Below are 21,279 nucleotides of genomic sequence, written 5' to 3' on the forward strand. Positions count from 1 at the left end.
CATTTCCCCTTAGGCATCTATTAAGCTTTGCTTCTAAGATGAGAGAATTGATTACTATGAAAATTCTACGTGGTTCACCTGCTTTATCTGCATTTCGTATCACTAAACTCCTTTCTGTGTGTCAAGAACAGCAACTTCCGGTCAATGATATTTATGCGGAATATGTTCATTTTGCAGAGATTAATGCACCTTTGAGTGATGTTGATTCAGCAAAGTTACAACAATTACTAAGATATGGACCTTCGCTGGCTGAACATGAACCCCAAGGTACGTTACTGTTAGTGACGCCTCGTCCGGGAACGATTTCCCCGTGGTCTTCCAAAGCAACCGATATTGCTCACAATTGTGGTTTGTCCCAGGTTGCGCGTCTGGAGCGTGGCCTGGCTTATTACATCCAAAGTGGTGAAATGAGTGATGCACAGTGGCAAATATTGTCATCACTGCTGCATGATCGGATGATGGAAACGGTCTTTACCCAATTGGAACAGGCGGAAAAATTATTTTCTCGTCAACAACCCGTTCCGTTAAAACGCATTGATATCCTGCAAGTAGGACGCGGTGCGTTAGAAACTGCCAATATTGAACTTGGATTGGCATTGGCTCCAGATGAAATTGATTATCTGATGGACGCCTTCCAGAAATTAGGGCGCAATCCAACAGACGTTGAGCTTTATATGTTTGCTCAGGCTAACTCAGAGCATTGCCGTCATAAAATCTTTAATGCTGATTGGACTATTGATGGTGAAGCACAGCCAAAATCATTGTTCAAAATGATTAAAAACACCTATGAGCAGACACCTGATTATGTCCTATCAGCCTATAAAGATAATGCCGCTGTGATGGAGGGTTCTTCTGTTGGCCGTTTCTTTGCCAGTGCGGAAAACGGTTCATATGATTACCATCAGGAACAGGCCCATATTCTGATGAAAGTGGAAACGCATAATCACCCGACTGCGATTTCTCCTTGGCCGGGCGCATCGACAGGTTCTGGTGGTGAAATCCGCGATGAAGGGGCGACCGGCCGTGGTGCTAAGCCAAAAGCGGGTCTGGTGGGATTTTCGGTATCCAATTTGCGGATACCGGGTTTTGAACAGCCGTGGGAAGAGGATTTTGGTAAACCGGAGCGTATCGTCAGTGCTCTGGATATCATGATGGAAGGCCCTTTAGGGGGGGCGGCATTTAATAATGAATTTGGTCGTCCGGCATTGTTGGGCTATTTCCGTACCTATGAAGAAAAAGTAAACAGTCATAACGGCAGTGAATTACGTGGTTATCACAAGCCCATCATGTTGGCAGGTGGGATCGGTAATATCCGAGATGAACATGTCAAAAAGGGTGAAATTTCTGTTGGCGCTAAACTAATTGTACTCGGTGGCCCGTCCATGAACATTGGTTTAGGTGGGGGGGCTGCATCTTCTATGGCATCCGGGCAATCCGATGCTGATCTGGATTTTGCTTCGGTTCAACGAGATAACCCGGAAATGGAGCGCCGTTGTCAGGAGGTTATCGATCGCTGTTGGCAGTTAGGTGAAAATAACCCGATCCTGTTTATTCATGATGTTGGCGCTGGTGGACTTTCCAATGCGATGCCTGAGCTGGTCAGTGATGGTGGTCGCGGTGGACGATTTGAGTTACGCAAAATTCTTAACGATGAGCCGGGGATGAGTCCGCTGGAAGTCTGGTGTAACGAATCACAAGAGCGTTACGTACTGGCGGTTGCGCCGGAACAACTTCCGCTGTTTGAAGAGATTTGTCGGCGAGAACGTGCGCCTTATGCTGTTATCGGCGAGGCAACAGAGGAACGTCATTTACTGCTTAATGATGAACACTTTGATAACCAGCCAATCGATATGCCTCTGGATGTACTGCTAGGTAAAACGCCGAAAATGTTGCGCAATGTCAGTACATTAAAAGCTAGCGGTGAAAGCCTTGAGCGTCGGGATATCGATCTGACAGAAGCTGTTAAGCGCATTATGCATTTGCCGGCGGTGGCAGAAAAAACCTTCCTGATCACAATAGGCGATCGTACTGTGACTGGCATGGTTGCCCGTGATCAAATGGTGGGGCCGTGGCAGATCCCGGTTGCGGACTGTGCTGTTACTACCGCCAGCCTTGATAGCTATTATGGTGAAGCGATGTCTATGGGGGAACGTGCGCCGGTCGCTTTGTTGGATTTTGCTGCTTCCGCCCGAATGGCTGTCGGTGAAGCTTTGACCAATATCGCTTCTGCTTATGTTCAGGACTTAAAACGCATTAAACTTTCAGCAAACTGGATGTCTGCTACGGGTCATCCTGGTGAGGATGCTGGTTTGTATGCGGCGGTTAAAGCGGTGGGTGAGGAGTTATGCCCTGCGTTAGGGCTGACTATTCCGGTGGGTAAAGACTCCATGTCGATGAAAACCCGTTGGCATGAACAAGGTGAAGAACGTGAGATGACTGCGCCTTTGTCACTGGTGATTACTGCTTTTGCCAGAGTGGAAGATGTACGTCGTACAGTAACGCCGGAGCTTTCCACTGATGAAGATAATGCGTTGTTATTAATCGATCTGGGGCAAGGAAAGAATACGCTGGGCGGTACCGCATTGGCACAAGTTTACCGTCAACTGGGTAATAAAACCGCGGATGTACGTAGTGCTGAGCAATTGGCGGGTTTCTTCAATGCGATTCAGCAACTGATTGCGGAACAAAAATTACTGGCTTATCACGACCGCTCTGATGGTGGTTTACTGGTAACGTTGGCTGAAATGGCTTTTGCCGGGCATTGTGGCATTGAAGCTGATATCAGTGTGTTTGATGAAGATATTCTGGCTGCCCTCTTTACCGAAGAGTTGGGTGCTGTAGTCCAGATTCGAGCATCGGATAGAGGATTGGTTGAAAGCGTTTTGGCAGAACAGGGTCTGGCCGATTGCGTGCATTACCTAGGGAAAGCCAAAGCAGGTGATGATTTTGTTATCTTTAGTGGCAATACTGAGGTGTATCGCCAGAATCGCAGCACCTTGCGCTTATGGTGGGCAGAAACCACATGGCAAATGCAGCGTCTGCGTGATAACCCGGAATGTGCAGATCAGGAGCATCAGGCTAAACAGGATAATCAGGACCCTGGACTGAACGTAAAACTGACCTTTGATATTTCGGAAGATATTGCAGCGCCTTACATTTTGCAGCAGGTAAGGCCGAAAGTGGCTGTACTGCGTGAACAGGGCGTTAACTCCCATGTTGAAATGGCCGCGGCGTTTCACCAAGCAGGTTTTGAGGCGATTGATGTTCATATGAGTGACTTGTTGTCTGGACGTATTGGATTGAGCCAATTCCAGACACTGGTTGCCTGTGGTGGTTTCTCGTATGGCGACGTGTTGGGGGCAGGTGAAGGTTGGGCGAAATCTATTCTGTTTAATGAACGGGTTCGTGATGAATTTGCTGCTTTCTTTGCGCGACCAGATACGTTGTCGTTGGGGGTTTGTAATGGTTGCCAGATGATGTCTAACTTGCGCGAGTTGATCCCAGGCGCAGAACATTGGCCGCGTTTTGTGCGTAACCGTTCAGAGCGTTTTGAAGCGCGATTCAGTTTGGTGGAAATTACCGACAGCCCGTCACTGTTCTTGCAAGATATGATAGGTTCCCGTATACCGATTGTGGTTTCTCATGGGGAAGGGCAAGTGGAATTCCGTGATAGACAGCATCTTGAGATGCTTGAAAGCAACCGGTTAGTGGCTTTGCGTTATGTGAATAATTATGGTCAGATTACGGAAAACTATCCAGCTAATCCCAATGGTTCAGTGAATGGTATTACCGCAGTGACAAGCCTTGATGGTCGAGCAACCGTGATGATGCCGCATCCAGAAAGGGGATCTCGCACGGTGAATAATTCGTGGCATCCGAATGAGTGGAGCGAAGATGGTCCGTGGATGCGAATTTTCCGTAATGCCCGTAAGCAGTTAGGGTAGTGCTGCAATCTAATAAACAAGAATTGTTAAATTAAACAGTTGAAGGGTGCTTTCAATTGATACAACAAGGGGGAGCAAAAATTGCTCTCCCTTTAGGCTAATGGAATGTCAGAAATTCAGTCTCTACGCAGGCAATATTGGATCAGTGCTTGGCGTAAACTCTGCCGTGTATTTAGGAACAGTGTAGCAATTACGGTATGGTTAGCTTCATCTATTTTGTAGATTGCTCGCAGTTGCAATTTGGTATCCACATAGTTATGGTGGCTGGTTAACCCAATATCAGCCGTTTCCTCACATAGCGGAGCACTTTTAGGATATTTAAGAACACGAGTTTCAAAATTGTGTAAAAAGGTTTCCAGAATTTTCCAAGATGCTTCTGCACCGATATGTCTGGTTAAATAGCCAAAACGTTCATGAAGCTGGTTTTCAAATGTCTGGGTATATTCAATTTTATTTATGATCACCGTTTGCTAATTTCCGTAAATTATTTCGTAGTTCACTAGATGACACAATTCGTCCAGATTTTATGTCTTTTTCAGCAAAAGACAGCAGTCGCAACAATGCCATTTGTTCTTGTTGCATTTCAAACTGAGCCGGATCTTGAACCACATATAACGGCTCCCCGTTTTGGGTTACTGTGACTGGCTGCGATACATCCATAGAAGCCAATTCTTTTTTAAACGCGGAGACTGTCGTAATCCGCGAATTTGGGGTTTGATACATAAGTGTCCTCCGAGTAGAAACTCTGTTGCTTCTGTAATAATACATCATTTGCTGATAAAGGCCATATATGGGGTAAATATGGACTATTAATGATTCAGATGTAAAAGTCTTATATCGGTGAATGTTTAGGCGTTTAGATGCCCGGTTGCTCTATTGTCTCAATTACCCGACAAACATGCGTTATGGATGTCTCAAAAAGGAGACATTTAATTATTTGATTTTAATCTATTTTTATTCGCATGATTTTAGGTGTCTTTAATTGGCGACAGAAAATAAATTTTACTCATACCGGAAAGGAAGCTGTTTGGTGGCTGAAACGTGACGTTTAATTTTTTCTAAAGTAAAAACAGTTGGTTATGATTATTTTTTTAATGTTGGCACGGAATCTGCATTAAGCTGGCACAGTTGCTCATTCAACTTCTTATGTCGGCCCACATTTGGGTGGAGAGATGCCACATAAACTATCGAATGATGCCAGAGTAAGGTGCCTACCGTCCAACTCAGTGATATCGCTTTCGAGCCTTATCAAACATCGGGCGACACGTGGAGTGAGGCACCAACCTATGTCTGACTGTTGTAGATAAACAGCGGGCATGCGTTATCCTCACTGGCGGGATAGTAGCAAAAACTATTATCCCGCCGTCATCGCTCAGGTGTTTACCTGCCCCTTTGTACTGTTTGCGTCTTACACTGATTTTCAGTCACAGCACAATATTATCAGCCGATGGGTTTTTCTATTCGCCCTTTGTCGGTTAGCATTGGTGTACTGACAGGTTACGAGATGATTTCCTTGAAAAAATGGCGTTTATTTCCGCGCTCATTGCGCCAATTAGTTGTCATGGCCTTCTGGCTGGTGTTATTGCCGTTATTGGTTTTGGCTTATCAGGCTTATCAAAGTCTTGATCAACTCAGTGAACAAGCGGCTGATATAAACCGTACCACGCTCGCGGATGCCCGCCGTAGTGAAGCTATGACAGGTATCGCATTAGAGATGGAACGCAGTTACCGTCAATATTGCGTGTTAGGGGATAAGACGCTAGAAAACCTCTACCAAAGGCAATATCAGCAATACCTTAAGATGTTAAAAGATCAGATGGCTATGCTTGATGATCAACAATACATTAAGGCGCTTAACAGTTTATTGTCACAATTGACAAAAATCACTTGTCTCAATAGTGAACCTACCCAACCTGCCGCTCAATTACTTGAGCAATTCTCCAATGCTAATAGCCAGATGGTGCAGGCTACCCGCGATATTATTTTCAGCCGAGGAGAACAGCTACAGAGAGATATTGCTGAAAAAGGACAATTTTTTGGCTGGCAGAGTCTTATTTTATTTCTACTGAGTGCGTTATTGGTCGCGTTATTTACTCGCATGATTATCGGGCCGGTTAAAGGGATTGAACGCATGATTAACCGATTGGGGGAAGGGCAATCATTGGGCGTTCGCATAGATTCTTTTCAGGGGCCGCGAGAACTCCGCTCTTTGGCGCAACGGATTATCTGGCTCAGTGAACGCCTGGCGTGGTTGGAATCACAACGCCATGAGTTTTTACGTCACATTTCTCATGAACTGAAAACTCCGCTGGCAAGTATGCGGGAAGGAACAGAATTACTGGCTGATGAAGTGGCAGGGCCATTAACGGCTGATCAGCAAGAAGTGGTTGCTATTCTTGATAATAGTAGTAAACATTTACAGCAATTGATCGAGCAATTACTGGATTATAACCGCAAACTGGCAGATAGCCCGACGGAGCAACAGCAGGTTTCTCTGCGGGAAATTGTTAATGAAGTAGTTTTATCACACAGTTTACCGGCGAGGTCGAAGAATATTCAGACGGAAATTCAGCTTGATACTGATATTTTATGGGCAGAGCCTACGCTATTAATGCGGGTTATTGATAATCTCTACTCTAATGCGGTGCACTATGGCGCTGAATCCGGTAACATTTGGGTTTCAAGTCGTCAGATTGGCAAATATGTTCAAATTAATGTTGCTAATACCGGCACGCCAATTCCTGAATCAGAACGTAGTATGATTTTTGAACCGTTCTATCAGGGAACGCTCCAGCGCAAAGGCGCAGTGAAAGGCAGCGGTCTTGGGTTAAGTATTGCGCAGGATTGTATTAAGCGTATGGGGGGCGAACTGATATTGATTCAGAGCGAATTTGCTGACGTATGTTTTCGTATTAAATTGCCATTAACTGCTGAGAATGAATAAATAATGCATAACAGGTCTACTTACCGTTTTGTACAAAAGACGGATCGGCAGAATATTGCAGTACAACCTGGGAAAAACGTGTTGGTTGCCAGATTGTTATTACCCCGAATTTCAATTTGGGGTTTTAGCATGATTCTGTTGATCTTCGTCGTTTTTTTATTGGCGGGTTGCGTCAAAAATCCGGTTAATAATAATTTAACCACAGTTGCGCAAATGGTAATACCAGAGCAACGGGTAACGGATTACCGTATTGCAGAGTGTGAGTTAATGTGGGATTTAGAGACGCCGCCATCGATTGAGAACGCGCTTTACTGGCTGCGATTGATGGACTGTTCAGATCGCCTGACATCAGCCAGAGCACGTAATATGGCGAAATACACTCTTCCGGTGACTTGGGATACGGCTTTTAAACAAAGTATTTTACTTAATAGTGCCGGGCCTACGTTGTCTGAACGTCGGAAAATGGTTGAAAATTTCAACAAATACCGGTTGAAATTCCCAGACTCGCTGCGGGCATTATTACAGTTATGGCGCGAACAGCAGGTTCAGAAAATTGCAGTTGCTGAGGAACGGGCAAGATTCCAAAAATTACAGGCAGATACGGATAATAAATTGGATCGTCTGCGTGAAAGTCGCGCACGATTGGAATTTGAGCTACAAGAAACTTCTCGTAAACTGGAAAACCTGACAGATATTGAGCGTCAGCTCTCTTCCCGTAAGCAAAATCAGGGCAGTGCTGGATCAGACAATTCGGATAAACATGTTGAAACACCAGCGACGACGGTATTACCTAACAAAAATAGTACGCCAAACGATACCTCTGAATCAGATAAAGGAGCCGCACCATGACAGCGCGTAAGCCAGCCCATCTTCTTTTGGTTGATGACGATCCTGGTTTGTTGAAATTGTTGGGAATGCGTCTTACCAGTGAAGGCTTTCGTGTCACAACCGCAGAAAGTGGCGGTGAAGCGTTGAGACTGTTAACTAAAGAAAAAGTCGATTTGGTGATCAGTGACCTGCGTATGGATGAAATGGATGGTATGGCACTATTCGCTGAAATCCAGAAGCAACAACCGGGCATGCCGGTTATTATTCTGACTGCTCATGGCTCAATTCCAGAGGCAGTAGCGGCCACTCAACAGGGTGTCTTTAGTTTTCTGACTAAACCGGTTGATCGGGATGCGCTTTATAAAGCGATTGATGGCGCATTAGCGTTGTCCACGCCCGCCAGTGATGAACAGTGGCGGGAGCAGATAGTTACTCGCAGTCCTGCTATGTTGCGTTTGTTGGAGCAGGCGCGAATGGTCGCGCAATCTGATGTCAGTGTACTGATAAACGGTCAGAGTGGTACCGGGAAGGAAGTGTTAGCCCAGGCAATTCACCGCGCCAGCCCTCGGGCGAAAAAACCATTTATCGCGATTAACTGTGGTGCTTTGCCAGAACAACTCCTTGAGTCAGAACTGTTTGGTCATGCCAAAGGCGCATTTACCGGTGCGGTCAGCAGTCGTGAAGGGCTATTCCTTACTGCGCAGGGAGGAACGCTGTTTCTTGATGAAATCGGTGATATGCCGCTGGCTTTACAGGTTAAATTATTGCGGGTATTGCAGGAACGTAAAATACGCCCGCTCGGCAGTAACCGCGATCTGGATATTGATGTACGGATTATCTCCGCGACTCACCGTGATTTGCCGAAGGCAATGGCAAAAAATGAATTTCGCGAAGATCTCTATTACCGCCTAAATGTGGTGAACTTGAAAATTCCCGCTTTGAATGGCCGGGTTGAAGATATTCCTTTATTGGCGAATCATCTGTTGCGTGAGTCCGCGAAACGTCATAAACCTTTTGTCCGTAGTTTCTCCATTGATGCAATGAAATGCCTGATGGCGGCAAGTTGGCCCGGCAATGTGCGTCAGCTTGTTAATGTGATCGAACAGTGTGTTGCGCTAACTACCGCGCCGGTTATTAGTGAAGCCTTGGTTATGCAGGCGCTGGAAGGGGAAAATACCGCGTTACCTACTTTTGTAGAAGCCAGAAATCAGTTTGAACTGAATTATCTGCGTAAATTACTGCAAATGACCAAAGGGAATGTGACTCACGCAGCGCGTATGGCGGGACGTAACCGGACTGAATTCTACAAATTACTGGCGCGTCATGAATTGGATGCGAATGATTTTAAAGAATAACTTTTCTGCTACTCAGGAAGTTTTTACACTGGTATAAAAATTGATGGCTTGGGAGAGCCAAATTTTATGAGCCGTACTCTTAATATTGCCCTTGCACAGCTTAATTGGATGATTGGCGACATTGAAGGCAACTGTGAACGTATGTTGCAGACAGTACAGGAACAACAGCAACAAAGTGCTGATTTAGTTATGTTTTCTGAACTGGCGATATCCGGTTATTCTCCAGAAGATCTATTATTCCGGGCTGATTTTCATCAGCGTTGCCGTGAGCAATTGGCACGTTTACAGGCTGCCAGTTGTCAAACTGCTATTTTAGTTGGTCATCCTTGGGAGCAAGACGGGGAGATTTACAACGCACTTTCCTTGTTCTGGCAAGGGAAAATCTTGGTCCGCTATTTCAAACAACGGTTACCAAATTATGGTGTTTTTGATGAAAAACGCTATTTTAAAGCGGGCGATCAAAGCTGTGTTGTGCCATTTAAGGGCTACAATCTTGGCTTATTGATTTGTGAAGACTTATGGTTTGATGAACCGATTAATGCCTTAAAACAGGCCGGTGCAGACTTAATTCTTTCCATCAATGCTTCGCCATATAATCGTGAAAAACCTTATATTCGCTATGAACTGATTAGAGAACATTGCCAACGCACAGATTTACCCATGATTTATCTTAATCAGGTTGGTGGTCAGGATGAGCTGATTTTCGACGGCTGTTCTAAAGTTTTTAATGCAAGTGGTGAAGTGACTCATCGGTTAGCTGCATTTAATGAACAAATCCAGCAATGTCGCTTTAATGAATTAAAGATTGAACCTATGGTTAATCCGGCACCTGAATTACCGCCATTGCAGCAGGTATATCAGGCATTAGTCCTTTCAGTGCATGATTACGTTCGCAAAAATGGCTTTCAAGGCGTGTTATTAGGCTTATCTGGAGGAATTGACTCTGGCTTAACGCTGGCAATCGCGGTTGATGCATTGGGCAAAGATCATGTTCAGGCTGTTATGATGCCATTCCGCTATACATCTGAAATGAGTATAGAAGATGCTAAAGAACAAGCTGAGATGTTGGGTGTTGAGTTTAATGTGGTGTCGATCGAACCGATGTTTGATGCATTTATGGCACAATTTGAACCTCTGTTTGCGGGTACGGCCAAAGATACCACCGAAGAGAATTTACAGGCGCGTTGCCGTGCCGTTATTCTGATGGCGATGTCGAATAAACGCCATCGTCTCGTGCTGACGACCAGTAATAAGAGTGAATCAGCGGTGGGATATTCCACACTATATGGTGATATGGCGGGTGGTTTTAATGCGCTGAAAGATGTACCGAAAACATTGGTATTTGAATTAGCAAAATATCGTAATACCGTTTCGCCGGCGATACCTCAACGAGTCATTGATCGTCCGCCATCGGCAGAATTGGCACCTGGGCAGCTTGATCAAGACAGTTTACCGCCTTATGACATTCTGGATGATATTCTGGAAGGTTATGTGGAGCAGGATAAATCGGTTGATGAGCTGGTGGCTGCGGGGTTTGATGAACAGATTGTACGTAAAGTTGTTCGTTTGGTTGATATCAACGAATATAAACGTCGTCAGGCTCCGGTGGGGCCGCGTATTACGCCACGTAATTTTGGTAAAGACAGACGTTACCCGATTACCTCTGGTTTCGGCCGTAAAAACTGGTAACAACAGGAAAACTTCATGAAAAAGATTGATGCGATTATCAAACCTTTCAAGCTGGATGATGTGCGTGAAGCTCTGGCGGAAGTGGGTATCACCGGAATGACGGTAACAGAGGTGAAAGGTTTTGGCCGCCAGAAAGGGCACACCGAGCTGTATCGTGGTGCGGAATATATGGTGGATTTTTTGCCCAAAGTGAAAATAGAAATTGTCGTGCCAGATGATATTGTCGATACCTGTGTTGAAACCATTATGCAGACGGCGCAGACCGGGAAAATCGGTGATGGTAAAATATTTGTATTCGACGTGGCGCGTGTTGTGCGTATCCGTACGGGTGAGCAGGACGAAGAGGCGATTTAACTTAATTTAAATTTTTGGGGGAGTGGTGACAGGTAGATATAAGACGCCACTCTCAATAAAAGTAGCCGGAATTCTTCGATGACCGTTTAGACGGTCATCGATAGTAGATACATGCATTTATAATCTTATATACTCAATCAAGGCGATGAACTACCTTACAAGTAAAGGTTCTATCACATACCCATTTTCTGTAACTCGATTTTCTCCGACAATAATCTTAGTGTCAGGTAAAATGAAATATGAATATATGATTTTAAGTCTTCTGACTGACATGATGTAACCACGCCAATCGTCGACAACCCAAGAATCTCTATAACCTCCAGAAACTATAGTAAAATAATCGTCGGACACTTTGAATTGTGCTTGATCAGTGCTCCAGTAGTTAATTGCAACTTCAATCGTGTCACATTTCGTATTGTTGGTAACGTGAATCATGCCCATATTACAACTCCCTTACTATTTCAATCTGATTTCATTAAGATTTGACTTTATTAGGATGCCGTTTCGGGCTAGCAACATTAAATATAAATGAGCTAGCTTACAAATAAAGGTTTTATCACATACTCATTTTCTGTAACTCTATTTTCTCCGACAATAATCTTGGTGTCAGGTAAAATGAAATATGAAAATGTAATTCCTAGCCTTTTGACTGACATGATATAACCGCGCCAATCGTCAACAAACCAGGAAGCCCTAAAATATCCAGGACTGATATTAAAATAATCGTCGGACACTGTGAATCTTGCGTAATCAGTGCTCCAGTAGTTAATCGCAACTTCAATCGTATCATTTTTCATATTGTTGGTAACGTGAATAATGCCCATATTACAACCACTCACTATTTCAATCTGATTTTATTAAGATTAGACTTATTAGGATGTTGCTTTGGACTAACAACATTAAGTATAGATGAGAAATTCTTATTTAATTTAATATTCTTTATCGTTTTTATTTCATAAAATAACTGATCACTATAATTAATGTTTGGAATAAATTATCAAAGCAGTTTTTAATTTAAACTATCGGATGATTTATTACGGCTTGAAACTAGTTAAATCTTTTCAAACCGTAAATAGTGGTAAATAAGAATTGCGTGAAAACCTCTTACTTGCTGAAAATATGTTGGATTATTTTTGCCTTGGCTTTCTGGACAGGTCATCATAAATATCATTATTATAAATTAAATACTATTTCTGTTCACTTTACTTTATTGGTTATTATCACCGCATAACATTTTTAATATTAAGTTGAAAATTTAAATCACCTTATGTGGGCCAAAACATTCATAGTGAATAAATTGTTTATCATTACTTCTGTCCTCTATCCTCTGTCCTCTGTCCTCTGTCTTCTGCTATTTCATCATATTTTCTTATGAACTCATTGCATGATTGATTAAAAAATATCATAATTGCTTCTTTTGTGATCATTTCGCGTGGGTATATTGTGGACTGACAACTCAATTATAGGTAATAGTTGCTTATGGTTAATGATTTTAATGTGGAACGAACCGGGCTGGTTTTTACTCTCACGGCCGGTAATCTCCCTGTGAAAACTTTTGCTGTGGTTGAATTTACACTGAATGAAGCCTTGTCAACGCTATTCAGTTTGCAAGCCACAGTGACTTGTGCCAATCCAGATATTGATTTTGCAGATGTTCTGGATCAATACGCCACATTGACCGTTTATCGTGACGGGCAGCCTGAGCGTTATATCACCGGGATTGTGACTCATTTTGTGCAGGAAACAACGGGACGTTATCGTAGTTGTTATTACCTGACTCTCCACCCTTCCTTGTGGCGTGCCGGATTGCGGGTTAACTCCCGAATTTTTCAGAATAAATCCGTCACCGATATTATTGATAGGCTATTGAAAGAAAATGGCGTTCGGCAATTCTCTTGTCTATTGCGCTATGAACATCCAGTACGGGAGTTCTGTGTTCAGTACGATGAGAGTGATTTGGCTTTTTTACAGCGTCTGTTAGCTGATGAAGGGATCTTTTATTACTATTACTTTGATCAGGATAAGGGCGAGCCGACAATGATTTTTGTCGACTCTTATACCAAGAATGGCTCTCTTTCACTGCCCTACAACCCAGAACCTGATGTTACAGGCAATCAGTGTTGCATCAGCCAGTTTCGTTGGGGAGAAAGGGTGGGCGTTGCTGAAGTTTCGGTGAGAGACTACACGTTTAAACATCCCCGGTGGTATTCTGATTTTCAATTCCATGAAAATCACAGGTACATCAGTAATCAGCGTTCGGATTTAAATAGCTACTATTACTATGACTTTCCCGGACGTTATAAGGATGGAAATGGGCAACGGATAAGTCAGTACCGGTTGGAGGCGTTACGTAATGATGCTTTGCTCGGCTGTGGGCAAAGTGACAGTTTTGCTCTCTTGCCGGGCATGTGGTTTACGCTTACCGATCATCCGAAAGAAAAATTTAATGCGCCGTGGCAAATAATCCAAATTACTCACCGTGGCCATCAACCTCAAGCAGATGAATCTCATTTTGATAGCAGAGGGACGATTTTAACGAACAGTTTTACCTTTGGTAGTCCCAATCGGGTATGGCGTCCCTTTCCTTACCCCAAGCCACATATTGATGGCCTGCAAATTGCCACCGTGGTGGGACCAGAGGGAGAAGAAATATTTTGTGATGAATATGGGCGGGTACGGGTGCAATTTGCCTGGGATCGATATGGCAAGCTTAATGATCAAAGTTCTTGCTGGATAAGAGTTAGCCAATCTTGGGCTGGACACTGTTGGGGAATGATGACCATCCCGCGTGTTGGTCAGGAAGTACTGGTTGATTTCATGCATGGCGATCCTGACCAGCCGATTATTATTGGTCGTACCTATAATGCCATTAATCTCCCACCGAACCGTTTGCCGATGGCAAAAACGCAGATGGTAATCCGATCAAAAACCCATAAAGGGGAAGGATTTAATGAACTGCGTTTTGATGATGATAAAGGCGGTGAGGAAATCTATATTCATGCTCAGAAGAACATGAAAACGGAGATTTTAAACGATGAAATGGTCAATATTGCACATAATCAGACTCATCATATTAAACACGATGCTCACTTACGTGTTGATAATGAATATCGTGTTCTGGCGCAGCAAGATATTTCCGTTTCAACCGGACAAAAACTTCATATTAAAGCTGACGATGCGTTGTTGGTACAAAGTGGCAATGAAATTCATCTCAGTTCCGGGGCGAAGGTGGTTATTGATGCTGGCAGTGAGCTAACCTTACAGGCTGCGGGGCATTTTATTAAAATTGATGCCAGTGGCATCAGTAGTAGTGCCGGAATTAGTTTTGCCAGTGGAACACCGGGCACAGGTTCGGGTTGGGGAGGAAAACTGCCGGATATGCTGGATAAATTGGAACAGGTCAGTGCTGAAATATCCACTCCTGTTGCTCAAGAACTACTTAAAGAAATTTGTCTCAGTTGTTTGATGAAAGCTGAACTTGAAGAAGCAATAACCGTTATCCGGGGGTAATTATGACACTTGAATTAAGCGAAAAATTGGTTAATTACCAGAAAAAACATCCCGGCATTCGGCTTTACGCGCTGGTGAATGGTTTGCAGTATGAACGCTGTTTTGGTGAGGAGATTAATTATATCGTGGGTGTCAACAATCCACTATTCCGGCACTATCCAGATTCAAAACTTGCATTTGCAGGCCCGTGGCTGTTTGATATGGAATATGCGCATCAATGGCAAGAGAAATTGTCAATACTTGAAGAAACGTATCCGGCAGTATCATGGTTATTAACCTCTCTGTCATTAGATAAGCTGACCCGCCATCTTGTGTCATATTTAAATATTCAACTGCCGACAAAACAGATGGCGCTTCTACGTTTTTATGATCCTCGTATTTTGCATCGCATCAGTGACATTTTTAGCCATGAGCAATTGTCTGTATTCACACATTGTATTAATAAATGGGTTTATAAATACAATGCCACTTATTATTCGGTGTCAGGAGTTCCATTATGATTGAATTGACTCAGGAACAGTTTGATATTATCACCAAGCTGGAAAAACAGACGGTGGTTGATCGTATACAGGCCGAACTTCTTGCCAAACATGCGGATTTAATTCCTTCCCCATCTTCGCTGAACGAACGGTTAATGGCTGCTTATGATTATTTGCTGACATTAAACTTTCAGGATAAATACTTGATTCAATCCTATTTATCTCTGGTCGCGTTTAATCCTGATTTTCAGCATGCCTCGTCAATCAAGTCTGCTTTGGAATCTCCTGATCAGAAATCCGAGCAACAGTTTAAAGATATTCTTTGTATTGCAAAAAATAAGATAAACAGGAAATGTTAATATGCCAATACCCTTATTAGCCCCTGTTGCAGTGGGAGCGGCTGAATATGTCGCCAGCGCCTGTGCCGGAGTATTAATTGCAGTCGGTATCATGGAAGCGGGTAAAGATAAATCCGTAATAGATGATGACAGTATTCAACATAAGAAAACGGACTTTGTAATCAGTCCTGACATCACGGATGAAGATCGAAATATTGTCTGGAGTGCCGAAGCTTATGCGGATTTCTGGGAGGATGATGACTTAGGGGAAGAATCCGTTGATACCAGTGCGGTTCAAGTTAAGGCTCAGTCTAAGACGGAAGAGTGTGAAAAAACGGAAACTAAAAAAGAGTGTCAGGCTTGTCTGGCTATTCCGGTGACGAGTGAAAAATATCGCAAGGTGAGTCGCTGGAGCGCCATCACGATTAACTATCAGCGATTTATTGCTAAAACTAAATATGATCCAGCCACACAAATGATTCAGGAGTTTCAGTGCCTGAAAGTGACGTTTGATGGCTGGCGGCCAGCGTATTGTTTATTTTTAGAGGCCAAAGCGCGGTATGACCAGTTTTTTAATAATGGGGGTGGCCCCAAAGAGTGGTGGAAAGGTGAACGTTCTGGGCGAGATCAGGCAGCACGACAACAGGGAGTATGTAATCTACTAAACTGTACACCTAATGTGGAATGGCATTTTTTACAACCGATTAGTTATCGTTATTTTCAACGAATATTTCATATTTATAAAAATATTAGTGTTCACTATACGCCGTGCCCTGAATTGAATGGCATTGTTTAAAGTAAAAGGAGGGTAAAATGTCAATAATTCGTCTGGAAATTAATATATATTATGAACAACATAAAACTATTACTGTCAACACTGTGTTGATGGATTTATTCCATATTACTCAGCAGCTTGATATTTTTTTTAACCAGAAGAAGACTTGGTTTTTACAAGGGTATTCTAGGAAGGAGGCATTGAAACATATAGTTTTTGATGAGCAGGGGCCAACTGGAGCAGCAATAAAGAGTTTTGAAAATAGCCATAAAAAAAATTTTCCTTTTCTTAATGAAGGTATATGGGATGGTGAAGAAGATAGTATAGCTAGTGGTATTAGTTACAGCAAAATGTTAATGGATCGTCCTAACTGGGTTTGGTTGACTCTAAGGTTGAAAATTGGCTGTGACCAGTTCAATATTTCCCGATTAATTAATCTGATTAAATATTTAGTTGTTAGTCGTGATTTCCCTTATATCCAAATAGAAACTAATGGCTACACTTTATGGAGTAAAAATGTTTTCCCTGATCGTCTCAGCGTTGGCTGGATGCTTTACCAGCCCCGTATTATTGATAAATCCTATCTGCCTATGGCGGAAGATATGCTCCCTGTGTATCAAAATAATGAACAGGTCGGCACGCTGATTATTACCAAAAAAGGCATTTTTGATGGAAAAAATCAGGATGATATTGATAAATCTAATGATGTTGAAATTCAGTTGGTGAATCTGGGATTACTGCCATTAATTACCGAAGTTTAATGGAGGATGATATTTTTTACCAATTGAAAAACGATGGAGAACTTTCATGTCAGAAGTGGTTATTCTGTTAGGTGATACAACAGAGCATGGCGGTAAGGTTATTACCGTTATTGATGAATAGACTTACAATGGTGTGCTTATTATGGCAAAAAATAAGATAAACAGGAGACGAATATGCCAATGCCCTTATTAGCCCCTGTCGCTGTAGGTGCGGCTGAATATGTCGCAAGCGCCTGTGCCGGGGTATTAATCGCAGTCGGTATCATGGAAGCGGGTAAAGATAAATCCGTAATAGATGATGACAGTATTCAACATAAGAAAACGGACTTTGTAATCAGTCCTGACATCACGGATGAAGATCGAAATATTGTCTGGAGTGCCGAAGCCTATGCGGATTTTTGGGAGGACGATGATTTAGGGGAAGAATCCGTTGATACCAGTGCGGTTCAAGTTAAGGCTCAGTCTAAGACGGAAGAGTGTGAAAAAACGGAAACTAAAAAAGAGTGTCAGGCTTGCCTGGCTATTCCGGTGACGAGTGAAAAGTATCGCAAAGTTAGTCGATGGAGCGCCATCACGATTAACTATCAGCGATTTATTGCGAAAACTAAATATGACCCGACCACACAAATGATTCAGGAGTTTCAATGTTTAAAAGTGACCTTTGATGGCTGGCGGCCAGCGTATTGCTTATTTCTGGAAGCCAAAGCGCGGTATGACCAGTTTTTTATTAGTGAGGATGAGCCTAAAGGTTGGTGGAAAGGTGTTAAATCAGCACAAAATCAGGCTGTCAGACATCAGGCCGTCTGTGATGTACTGGATAGCACTCCTCACGTGGAATGGTACTTTTTACAGCCCATCAGTTATGGATATTTTAAAGTACTATTTAGTAAATATAAAAATATCAGTGTTCACTATACCCCTTGCGATAGTTTAGTTTAACACGAGGTAAACATGGCAATAGTTCGTATAAAAATTAATGTATATTATGAGCAGAGAGAAACCATTACCGCCCATACAGCTTTGATGGATTTGTTTCATATTACACGGCAAATTGATGTCTTTTTTAACCAAGGAAAAGCTTGGTACTTAACTGGCTACTCCCGAAAGGAGGCGCTAAAACATCTTGTGTTTGATGATCAGGGGCCAACTGAGGTTGCTATAAAAAGTTTCGAAAAAGATTATAAGAAAAATTTTCCTGCTCTTATTAATGGCATATGGGATGGTGAAAAGGATGAATTATCCAGTGGCATGAGTTATAGAAAAATGTTAACTGATCGCCCTAATTGGGTCTGGCTGGAAATGAACCTAAGGATTGACAGTCATCAGTTTGATGTCTCTCGATTAATTGATTTTGTCAAATATTTAGCGGCCAGCCGTGATTTTCCTTATATTCAAGTCGAAAATAATGGTTATACCGTAAAAAGCAAACAGGTTTTCCCTGATCGCTTAAGTGTTGGCTGGATGCTTTACCAGCCCCGTATTATTGATAAATCCTACCTTCCTATGGCGGAGGATGTGCTTCCTGTGTATCAAAATAATGAACAGATAGGCACCCTGATTATTACCAAAAAAGGCATTTTTGATGGAGGAAATCAGGATGATATTGATAAATCCAATGATGTTGAAATTCAATTGGTCAATCTGGGATTACTGCCATTAATTACCGAAGTTTAATGGAGGATGATATTTTTTACCGATTGAAAAACGATGGAGAACTTTCATGTTAAAAGCGGTTATTCTGTTAGGTGATATGACAGATCATGGCAATAAGGTTATTACCGTTATTGATGAATATATTCACAATAGTGTTCCTATTGTTGCAGAAAATAAGATAAACAGGAGACGTTAATATGCCAATACCTTTATTAGCCCCTGTCGCTGTGGGTGCGGCTGAATATGTCGCCAGCGCCTGTGCCGGAGTATTAATTGCAGTCGGTATCATGGAAGCGGGTAAAGATAAATCCGTAATAGATGATGACAGTATTCAACATAAGAAAACGGACTTTGTAATCAGTCCTGAAATCACGGATGAAGATCGAAATATCGTCTGGAGTGCCGAAGCCTATGCGGATTTTTGGGAGGACGATGATTTAGGGGAAGAATCAATTGATACCAGTGCGGTTCAAGTTAAGGCTCAGTCTAAGACGGCAGAGTGTGAAAAAACGGAAACTAAAAAAGAGTGTCAGGCTTGCCTTGCTATTCCGGTGACGAGTGAAAAGTATCGTAAAGTTAGCCGCTGGAGCGCCATCACGATTAACTATCAGCGATTTATTGCGAAAACTAAATATAACCCGGTTACACAAATGATTCAGGAGTTTCAGTGCCTGAAAGTGACTTTTGATGGCTGGCGGCCAGAGTATTGTTTATTTCTAGAGGCCAAAGCACGGTATGACCAGTTTTTTAAGAGTAATGAGGAACCTAAGAAATGGTGGAAAGGTGTTTTTTCAGCTATAAGGCAAGCCCAAAGGCATCAAACAGTCTGTAACGTTTTGGATGGTTCCCCCCATGTGGAATGGCACTTTTTACAGCCGATCAGTTATGGATATTTTAAAGTGCAATTTAGTGAACATAAAAATATCAGCGTTCACTATACCCCCTGCGACAGTTTGTTTTAATTCGAGGTCAACATGACAATAGTTAATTTAAAAATCAATGTGCGTTATGAACAGCAGGAAACTATTACTATCCATACTGCGTTGATGGATTTGTTTCATATTACACGGCAAATTGATGTATTTTTTGACCAGAAAAAAACTTGGTATTTAACAGGTTACTCCCGAAAGGAGGCGCTAAAACATATTGTGTTTGATGAACAGGGGCCAACTGAGGTTGCCATAAAAGACTTTGAAAAAGATTATAAAAAAGATTTTCCAGCGCTTATTACTGGGATATGGGATGGTGAAAAGGATGAATTAGATAGTGGTATTATGTATAAAAAAATGCGAACTGCTAGCCCTAACTGGGTTTGGCTGGAATTGAATCTAAGTATTGACAGCAATCAACTGAATGTATCCCGATTAATTGATTTAGTTAAATACTTAGCGACCAGTCGTGATTTTCCTTATATTCAAGTAGAAACCAATGGCTATACCTTAAAAGGTAAACAAGTTTTCCCTGATCGCTTAAGTGTTGGTTGGATGCTTTACCAACCCCGCATTATTGATAAGTCTTACCTGCCTATGGCGGAAGATATGCTCCCTGTGTATCAAAACAATGAACAGGTCGGCACTCTGATGATTACCAAAAAAGGTATTTTTGATGGAAAAAATCAGGATGATATTGATAAATCTAATGATGTTGAAATTCAGTTGGTGAATCTGGGATTACTGCCATTAATTACCGAAGTTTAATGGAGGATGATATTTTTTACCAATTGAAAAACGATGGAGAACTTTCATGTCAAAAGCGGTTATTCTGTTAGGTGATATGACAGATCATGGCAGTAAGGTTATTACCGTTATTGATGAATATATTCACAATAGTGTTCCTATTGTTGCAGAAAATAAGATAAACAGGAGACGTTAATATGCCAATACCTTTATTAGCCCCTGTCGCTGTGGGTGCGGCTGAATATGTCACCAGCGCCTGTGCCGGGGTATTAATCGCAGTCGGTATCATGGAAGCGGGTAAAGATAAATCCGTTATAGATGATGACAGTATTCAACATAAGAAAACTGACTTTGTAATCAGCCCTGACATCACGGATGAAGATCGAAATATTGTCTGGAGTGCCGAAGCCTATGCGGATTTTTGGGAGGACGATGATTTAGGGGAAGAATCCGTTGATACCAGTGCAGTTCAAACTAAAGCCCGGTCTGAAACGGAAGAGTGTGAAAAAACGGAAACTAAGAAAGAGTGTCAGGCTTGCTTGGCTATTCCGGTGACGAGTGAAAAATATCGCAAGGTGAGTCGCTGGAGCGCCATCACGATTAACTATCAGCGATTTATTGCGAAAACTAAATATGACCCAGCCACACAAATGATTCAGGAATTTCAGTGCCTGAAAGTGACCTTTGATGGCTGGCGGCCAGCGTATTGTTTATTTCTAGAGGCCAAAGCACGGTATGACCAGTTTTTTGATACTGAAGGTGAACCCAAAATTTGGTGGAAAGGGAGTAAATCAGGTAAAAAACAGGCGGAAAGGCATCAAACTGTTTGTGATGTACTAGAGGGGACACCGCATGTGGAATGGCATTTTTTACAACCAATCAGTTATGCTTATTTTAAGGGAATATTTAGTCAATTTAAAAATATCAGTGTCCACTATACTCCCTGTGCCGATTTAATGGCGAGAATTTAATT

20 protein-coding genes are annotated in these 21,279 nt (G+C 42.4%); 18 read left to right on the forward strand and 2 right to left on the reverse strand.

All coding sequences use genetic code 11. The annotated features are described in order from the left end of the window. Positions 1–56 precede the first annotated feature (56 nt). On the forward strand, positions 57–3,944 hold the full coding sequence (gene purL / locus EAE91_RS01860; RefSeq protein WP_214086998.1) for a phosphoribosylformylglycinamidine synthase: 3,888 nt from the start codon (positions 57–59) through the stop codon (positions 3,942–3,944). 116 nt (positions 3,945–4,060) lie between these two features. On the opposite strand, the gene EAE91_RS01865 is transcribed toward purL, so the two are convergent. Together EAE91_RS01865 and EAE91_RS01870 are read right to left on the reverse strand one after the other, a co-directional pair. Then, on the reverse strand, positions 4,061–4,408 hold the full coding sequence (locus EAE91_RS01865; RefSeq protein WP_214086999.1) for a type II toxin-antitoxin system RelE/ParE family toxin: 348 nt from the start codon (positions 4,406–4,408) through the stop codon (positions 4,061–4,063). Continuing rightward, a complete protein-coding gene (locus EAE91_RS01870) occupies positions 4,395–4,667 on the reverse strand; it encodes a type II toxin-antitoxin system prevent-host-death family antitoxin (RefSeq protein WP_011147507.1) in 273 nt (90 codons plus the stop codon). Before EAE91_RS01870 ends, EAE91_RS01865 begins: the two co-directional genes overlap by 14 nt. A 781-nt stretch (positions 4,668–5,448) precedes the next feature. Here EAE91_RS01870 and EAE91_RS01875 point away from each other — a divergent pair. The 17 genes from EAE91_RS01875 to EAE91_RS01945 all read left to right on the forward strand — a co-directional run bounded on the left by EAE91_RS01875 (position 5,449) and on the right by EAE91_RS01945 (position 21,277). After that, positions 5,449–6,888 (forward strand): sensor histidine kinase, encoded by a 1,440-nt coding sequence (locus tag EAE91_RS01875; RefSeq protein WP_214087000.1) that lies wholly within the window; start codon positions 5,449–5,451, stop codon positions 6,886–6,888. Between the two features lie 3 nt (positions 6,889–6,891). Then, positions 6,892–7,737: a two-component system QseEF-associated lipoprotein QseG gene (gene qseG, locus EAE91_RS01880; RefSeq protein ID WP_244868595.1), complete on the forward strand. Its 846-nt coding sequence runs from the start codon at positions 6,892–6,894 to the stop codon at positions 7,735–7,737. Beyond that, positions 7,734–9,071 (forward strand): two-component system response regulator GlrR, encoded by a 1,338-nt coding sequence (gene glrR / locus EAE91_RS01885; RefSeq protein WP_214087001.1) that lies wholly within the window; start codon positions 7,734–7,736, stop codon positions 9,069–9,071. The genes qseG and glrR overlap by 4 nt, the downstream gene beginning before the upstream one ends. 66 nt (positions 9,072–9,137) lie before the next feature. Further along, a complete protein-coding gene (locus EAE91_RS01890) occupies positions 9,138–10,760 on the forward strand; it encodes an NAD+ synthase (RefSeq protein WP_214087002.1) in 1,623 nt (540 codons plus the stop codon). A gap of 15 nt (positions 10,761–10,775) precedes the next feature. Continuing rightward, positions 10,776–11,114, forward strand: coding sequence for a nitrogen regulatory protein P-II (glnB, locus tag EAE91_RS01895; protein WP_011147501.1), 339 nt, complete (start codon positions 10,776–10,778; stop codon positions 11,112–11,114). Positions 11,115–12,593: 1,479 nt separating this feature from the next. Beyond that, positions 12,594–14,624 carry a type VI secretion system Vgr family protein gene (locus EAE91_RS01900; protein ID WP_244868596.1) on the forward strand — a complete coding sequence of 677 codons (2,031 nt, stop codon included), beginning with the start codon at positions 12,594–12,596 and terminating at the stop codon, positions 14,622–14,624. Between the two features lie 2 nt (positions 14,625–14,626). Next, positions 14,627–15,124, forward strand: a complete 498-nt coding sequence (locus EAE91_RS01905; RefSeq protein ID WP_214087003.1) for a DUF4123 domain-containing protein — start codon at positions 14,627–14,629, stop codon at positions 15,122–15,124. Beyond that, positions 15,121–15,462: a hypothetical protein gene (locus EAE91_RS01910; RefSeq protein ID WP_214087004.1), complete on the forward strand. Its 342-nt coding sequence runs from the start codon at positions 15,121–15,123 to the stop codon at positions 15,460–15,462. Before EAE91_RS01905 ends, EAE91_RS01910 begins: the two co-directional genes overlap by 4 nt. Before the next feature lies 1 nt (position 15,463). Then, a complete protein-coding gene (locus EAE91_RS01915; RefSeq protein WP_214087005.1) occupies positions 15,464–16,237 on the forward strand; it encodes a restriction endonuclease fold toxin 5 domain-containing protein in 774 nt (257 codons plus the stop codon). Positions 16,238–16,254: 17 nt separating this feature from the next. Then, on the forward strand, positions 16,255–16,977 hold the full coding sequence (locus tag EAE91_RS01920) for an Imm52 family immunity protein (RefSeq protein ID WP_214087006.1): 723 nt from the start codon (positions 16,255–16,257) through the stop codon (positions 16,975–16,977). 174 nt (positions 16,978–17,151) lie between these two features. Beyond that, positions 17,152–17,916, forward strand: a complete 765-nt coding sequence (locus EAE91_RS01925) for a Tox-REase-5 domain-containing protein (RefSeq protein ID WP_214087007.1) — start codon at positions 17,152–17,154, stop codon at positions 17,914–17,916. Positions 17,917–17,928: 12 nt separating this feature from the next. Then, positions 17,929–18,651, forward strand: coding sequence for an Imm52 family immunity protein (locus EAE91_RS01930; protein WP_214087008.1), 723 nt, complete (start codon positions 17,929–17,931; stop codon positions 18,649–18,651). Positions 18,652–18,697: 46 nt separating this feature from the next. Beyond that, a complete protein-coding gene (locus tag EAE91_RS24530; protein ID WP_280520261.1) occupies positions 18,698–18,826 on the forward strand; it encodes a PAAR domain-containing protein in 129 nt (42 codons plus the stop codon). Between the two features lies 1 nt (position 18,827). Then, a complete protein-coding gene (locus EAE91_RS01935; RefSeq protein WP_214087009.1) occupies positions 18,828–19,592 on the forward strand; it encodes a restriction endonuclease fold toxin 5 domain-containing protein in 765 nt (254 codons plus the stop codon). 12 nt (positions 19,593–19,604) lie between these two features. Continuing rightward, positions 19,605–20,327, forward strand: a complete 723-nt coding sequence (locus EAE91_RS01940; protein ID WP_214087010.1) for an Imm52 family immunity protein — start codon at positions 19,605–19,607, stop codon at positions 20,325–20,327. 46 nt (positions 20,328–20,373) lie between these two features. Beyond that, positions 20,374–20,502 carry a PAAR domain-containing protein gene (locus EAE91_RS24535; RefSeq protein ID WP_280520262.1) on the forward strand — a complete coding sequence of 43 codons (129 nt, stop codon included), beginning with the start codon at positions 20,374–20,376 and terminating at the stop codon, positions 20,500–20,502. Position 20,503: 1 nt separating this feature from the next. Then, positions 20,504–21,277 carry a restriction endonuclease fold toxin 5 domain-containing protein gene (locus tag EAE91_RS01945; RefSeq protein WP_214087011.1) on the forward strand — a complete coding sequence of 258 codons (774 nt, stop codon included), beginning with the start codon at positions 20,504–20,506 and terminating at the stop codon, positions 21,275–21,277. Positions 21,278–21,279: the final 2 nt, after the last annotated feature.

Source organism: Photorhabdus noenieputensis, from assembly GCF_018448935.1.
GTDB classification, from domain to species: domain Bacteria; phylum Pseudomonadota; class Gammaproteobacteria; order Enterobacterales; family Enterobacteriaceae; genus Photorhabdus; species Photorhabdus noenieputensis.

Bases quoted from the DNA above. Each gene is read 5' to 3' on its own strand.
- purL (WP_214086998.1), top strand. From the start codon at position 57: ATGAAAATTCTACGTGGTTCACCTGCTTTATCTGCATTTCGTATCACT.
- EAE91_RS01870 (WP_011147507.1), bottom strand. From the start codon at position 4,667: ATGTATCAAACCCCAAATTCGCGGATTACGACAGTCTCCGCGTTTAAA.
- EAE91_RS01875 (WP_214087000.1), top strand. From the start codon at position 5,449: ATGATTTCCTTGAAAAAATGGCGTTTATTTCCGCGCTCATTGCGCCAA.
- qseG (WP_244868595.1), top strand. From the start codon at position 6,892: ATGCATAACAGGTCTACTTACCGTTTTGTACAAAAGACGGATCGGCAG.
- glrR (WP_214087001.1), top strand. From the start codon at position 7,734: ATGACAGCGCGTAAGCCAGCCCATCTTCTTTTGGTTGATGACGATCCT.
- EAE91_RS01890 (WP_214087002.1), top strand. From the start codon at position 9,138: ATGAGCCGTACTCTTAATATTGCCCTTGCACAGCTTAATTGGATGATT.
- glnB (WP_011147501.1), top strand. From the start codon at position 10,776: ATGAAAAAGATTGATGCGATTATCAAACCTTTCAAGCTGGATGATGTG.
- EAE91_RS01900 (WP_244868596.1), top strand. From the start codon at position 12,594: ATGGTTAATGATTTTAATGTGGAACGAACCGGGCTGGTTTTTACTCTC.
- EAE91_RS01905 (WP_214087003.1), top strand. From the start codon at position 14,627: ATGACACTTGAATTAAGCGAAAAATTGGTTAATTACCAGAAAAAACAT.
- EAE91_RS01910 (WP_214087004.1), top strand. From the start codon at position 15,121: ATGATTGAATTGACTCAGGAACAGTTTGATATTATCACCAAGCTGGAA.
- EAE91_RS01915 (WP_214087005.1), top strand. From the start codon at position 15,464: ATGCCAATACCCTTATTAGCCCCTGTTGCAGTGGGAGCGGCTGAATAT.
- EAE91_RS01920 (WP_214087006.1), top strand. From the start codon at position 16,255: ATGTCAATAATTCGTCTGGAAATTAATATATATTATGAACAACATAAA.
- EAE91_RS01925 (WP_214087007.1), top strand. From the start codon at position 17,152: ATGCCAATGCCCTTATTAGCCCCTGTCGCTGTAGGTGCGGCTGAATAT.
- EAE91_RS01930 (WP_214087008.1), top strand. From the start codon at position 17,929: ATGGCAATAGTTCGTATAAAAATTAATGTATATTATGAGCAGAGAGAA.
- EAE91_RS24530 (WP_280520261.1), top strand. From the start codon at position 18,698: ATGTTAAAAGCGGTTATTCTGTTAGGTGATATGACAGATCATGGCAAT.
- EAE91_RS01935 (WP_214087009.1), top strand. From the start codon at position 18,828: ATGCCAATACCTTTATTAGCCCCTGTCGCTGTGGGTGCGGCTGAATAT.
- EAE91_RS01940 (WP_214087010.1), top strand. From the start codon at position 19,605: ATGACAATAGTTAATTTAAAAATCAATGTGCGTTATGAACAGCAGGAA.
- EAE91_RS24535 (WP_280520262.1), top strand. From the start codon at position 20,374: ATGTCAAAAGCGGTTATTCTGTTAGGTGATATGACAGATCATGGCAGT.
- EAE91_RS01945 (WP_214087011.1), top strand. From the start codon at position 20,504: ATGCCAATACCTTTATTAGCCCCTGTCGCTGTGGGTGCGGCTGAATAT.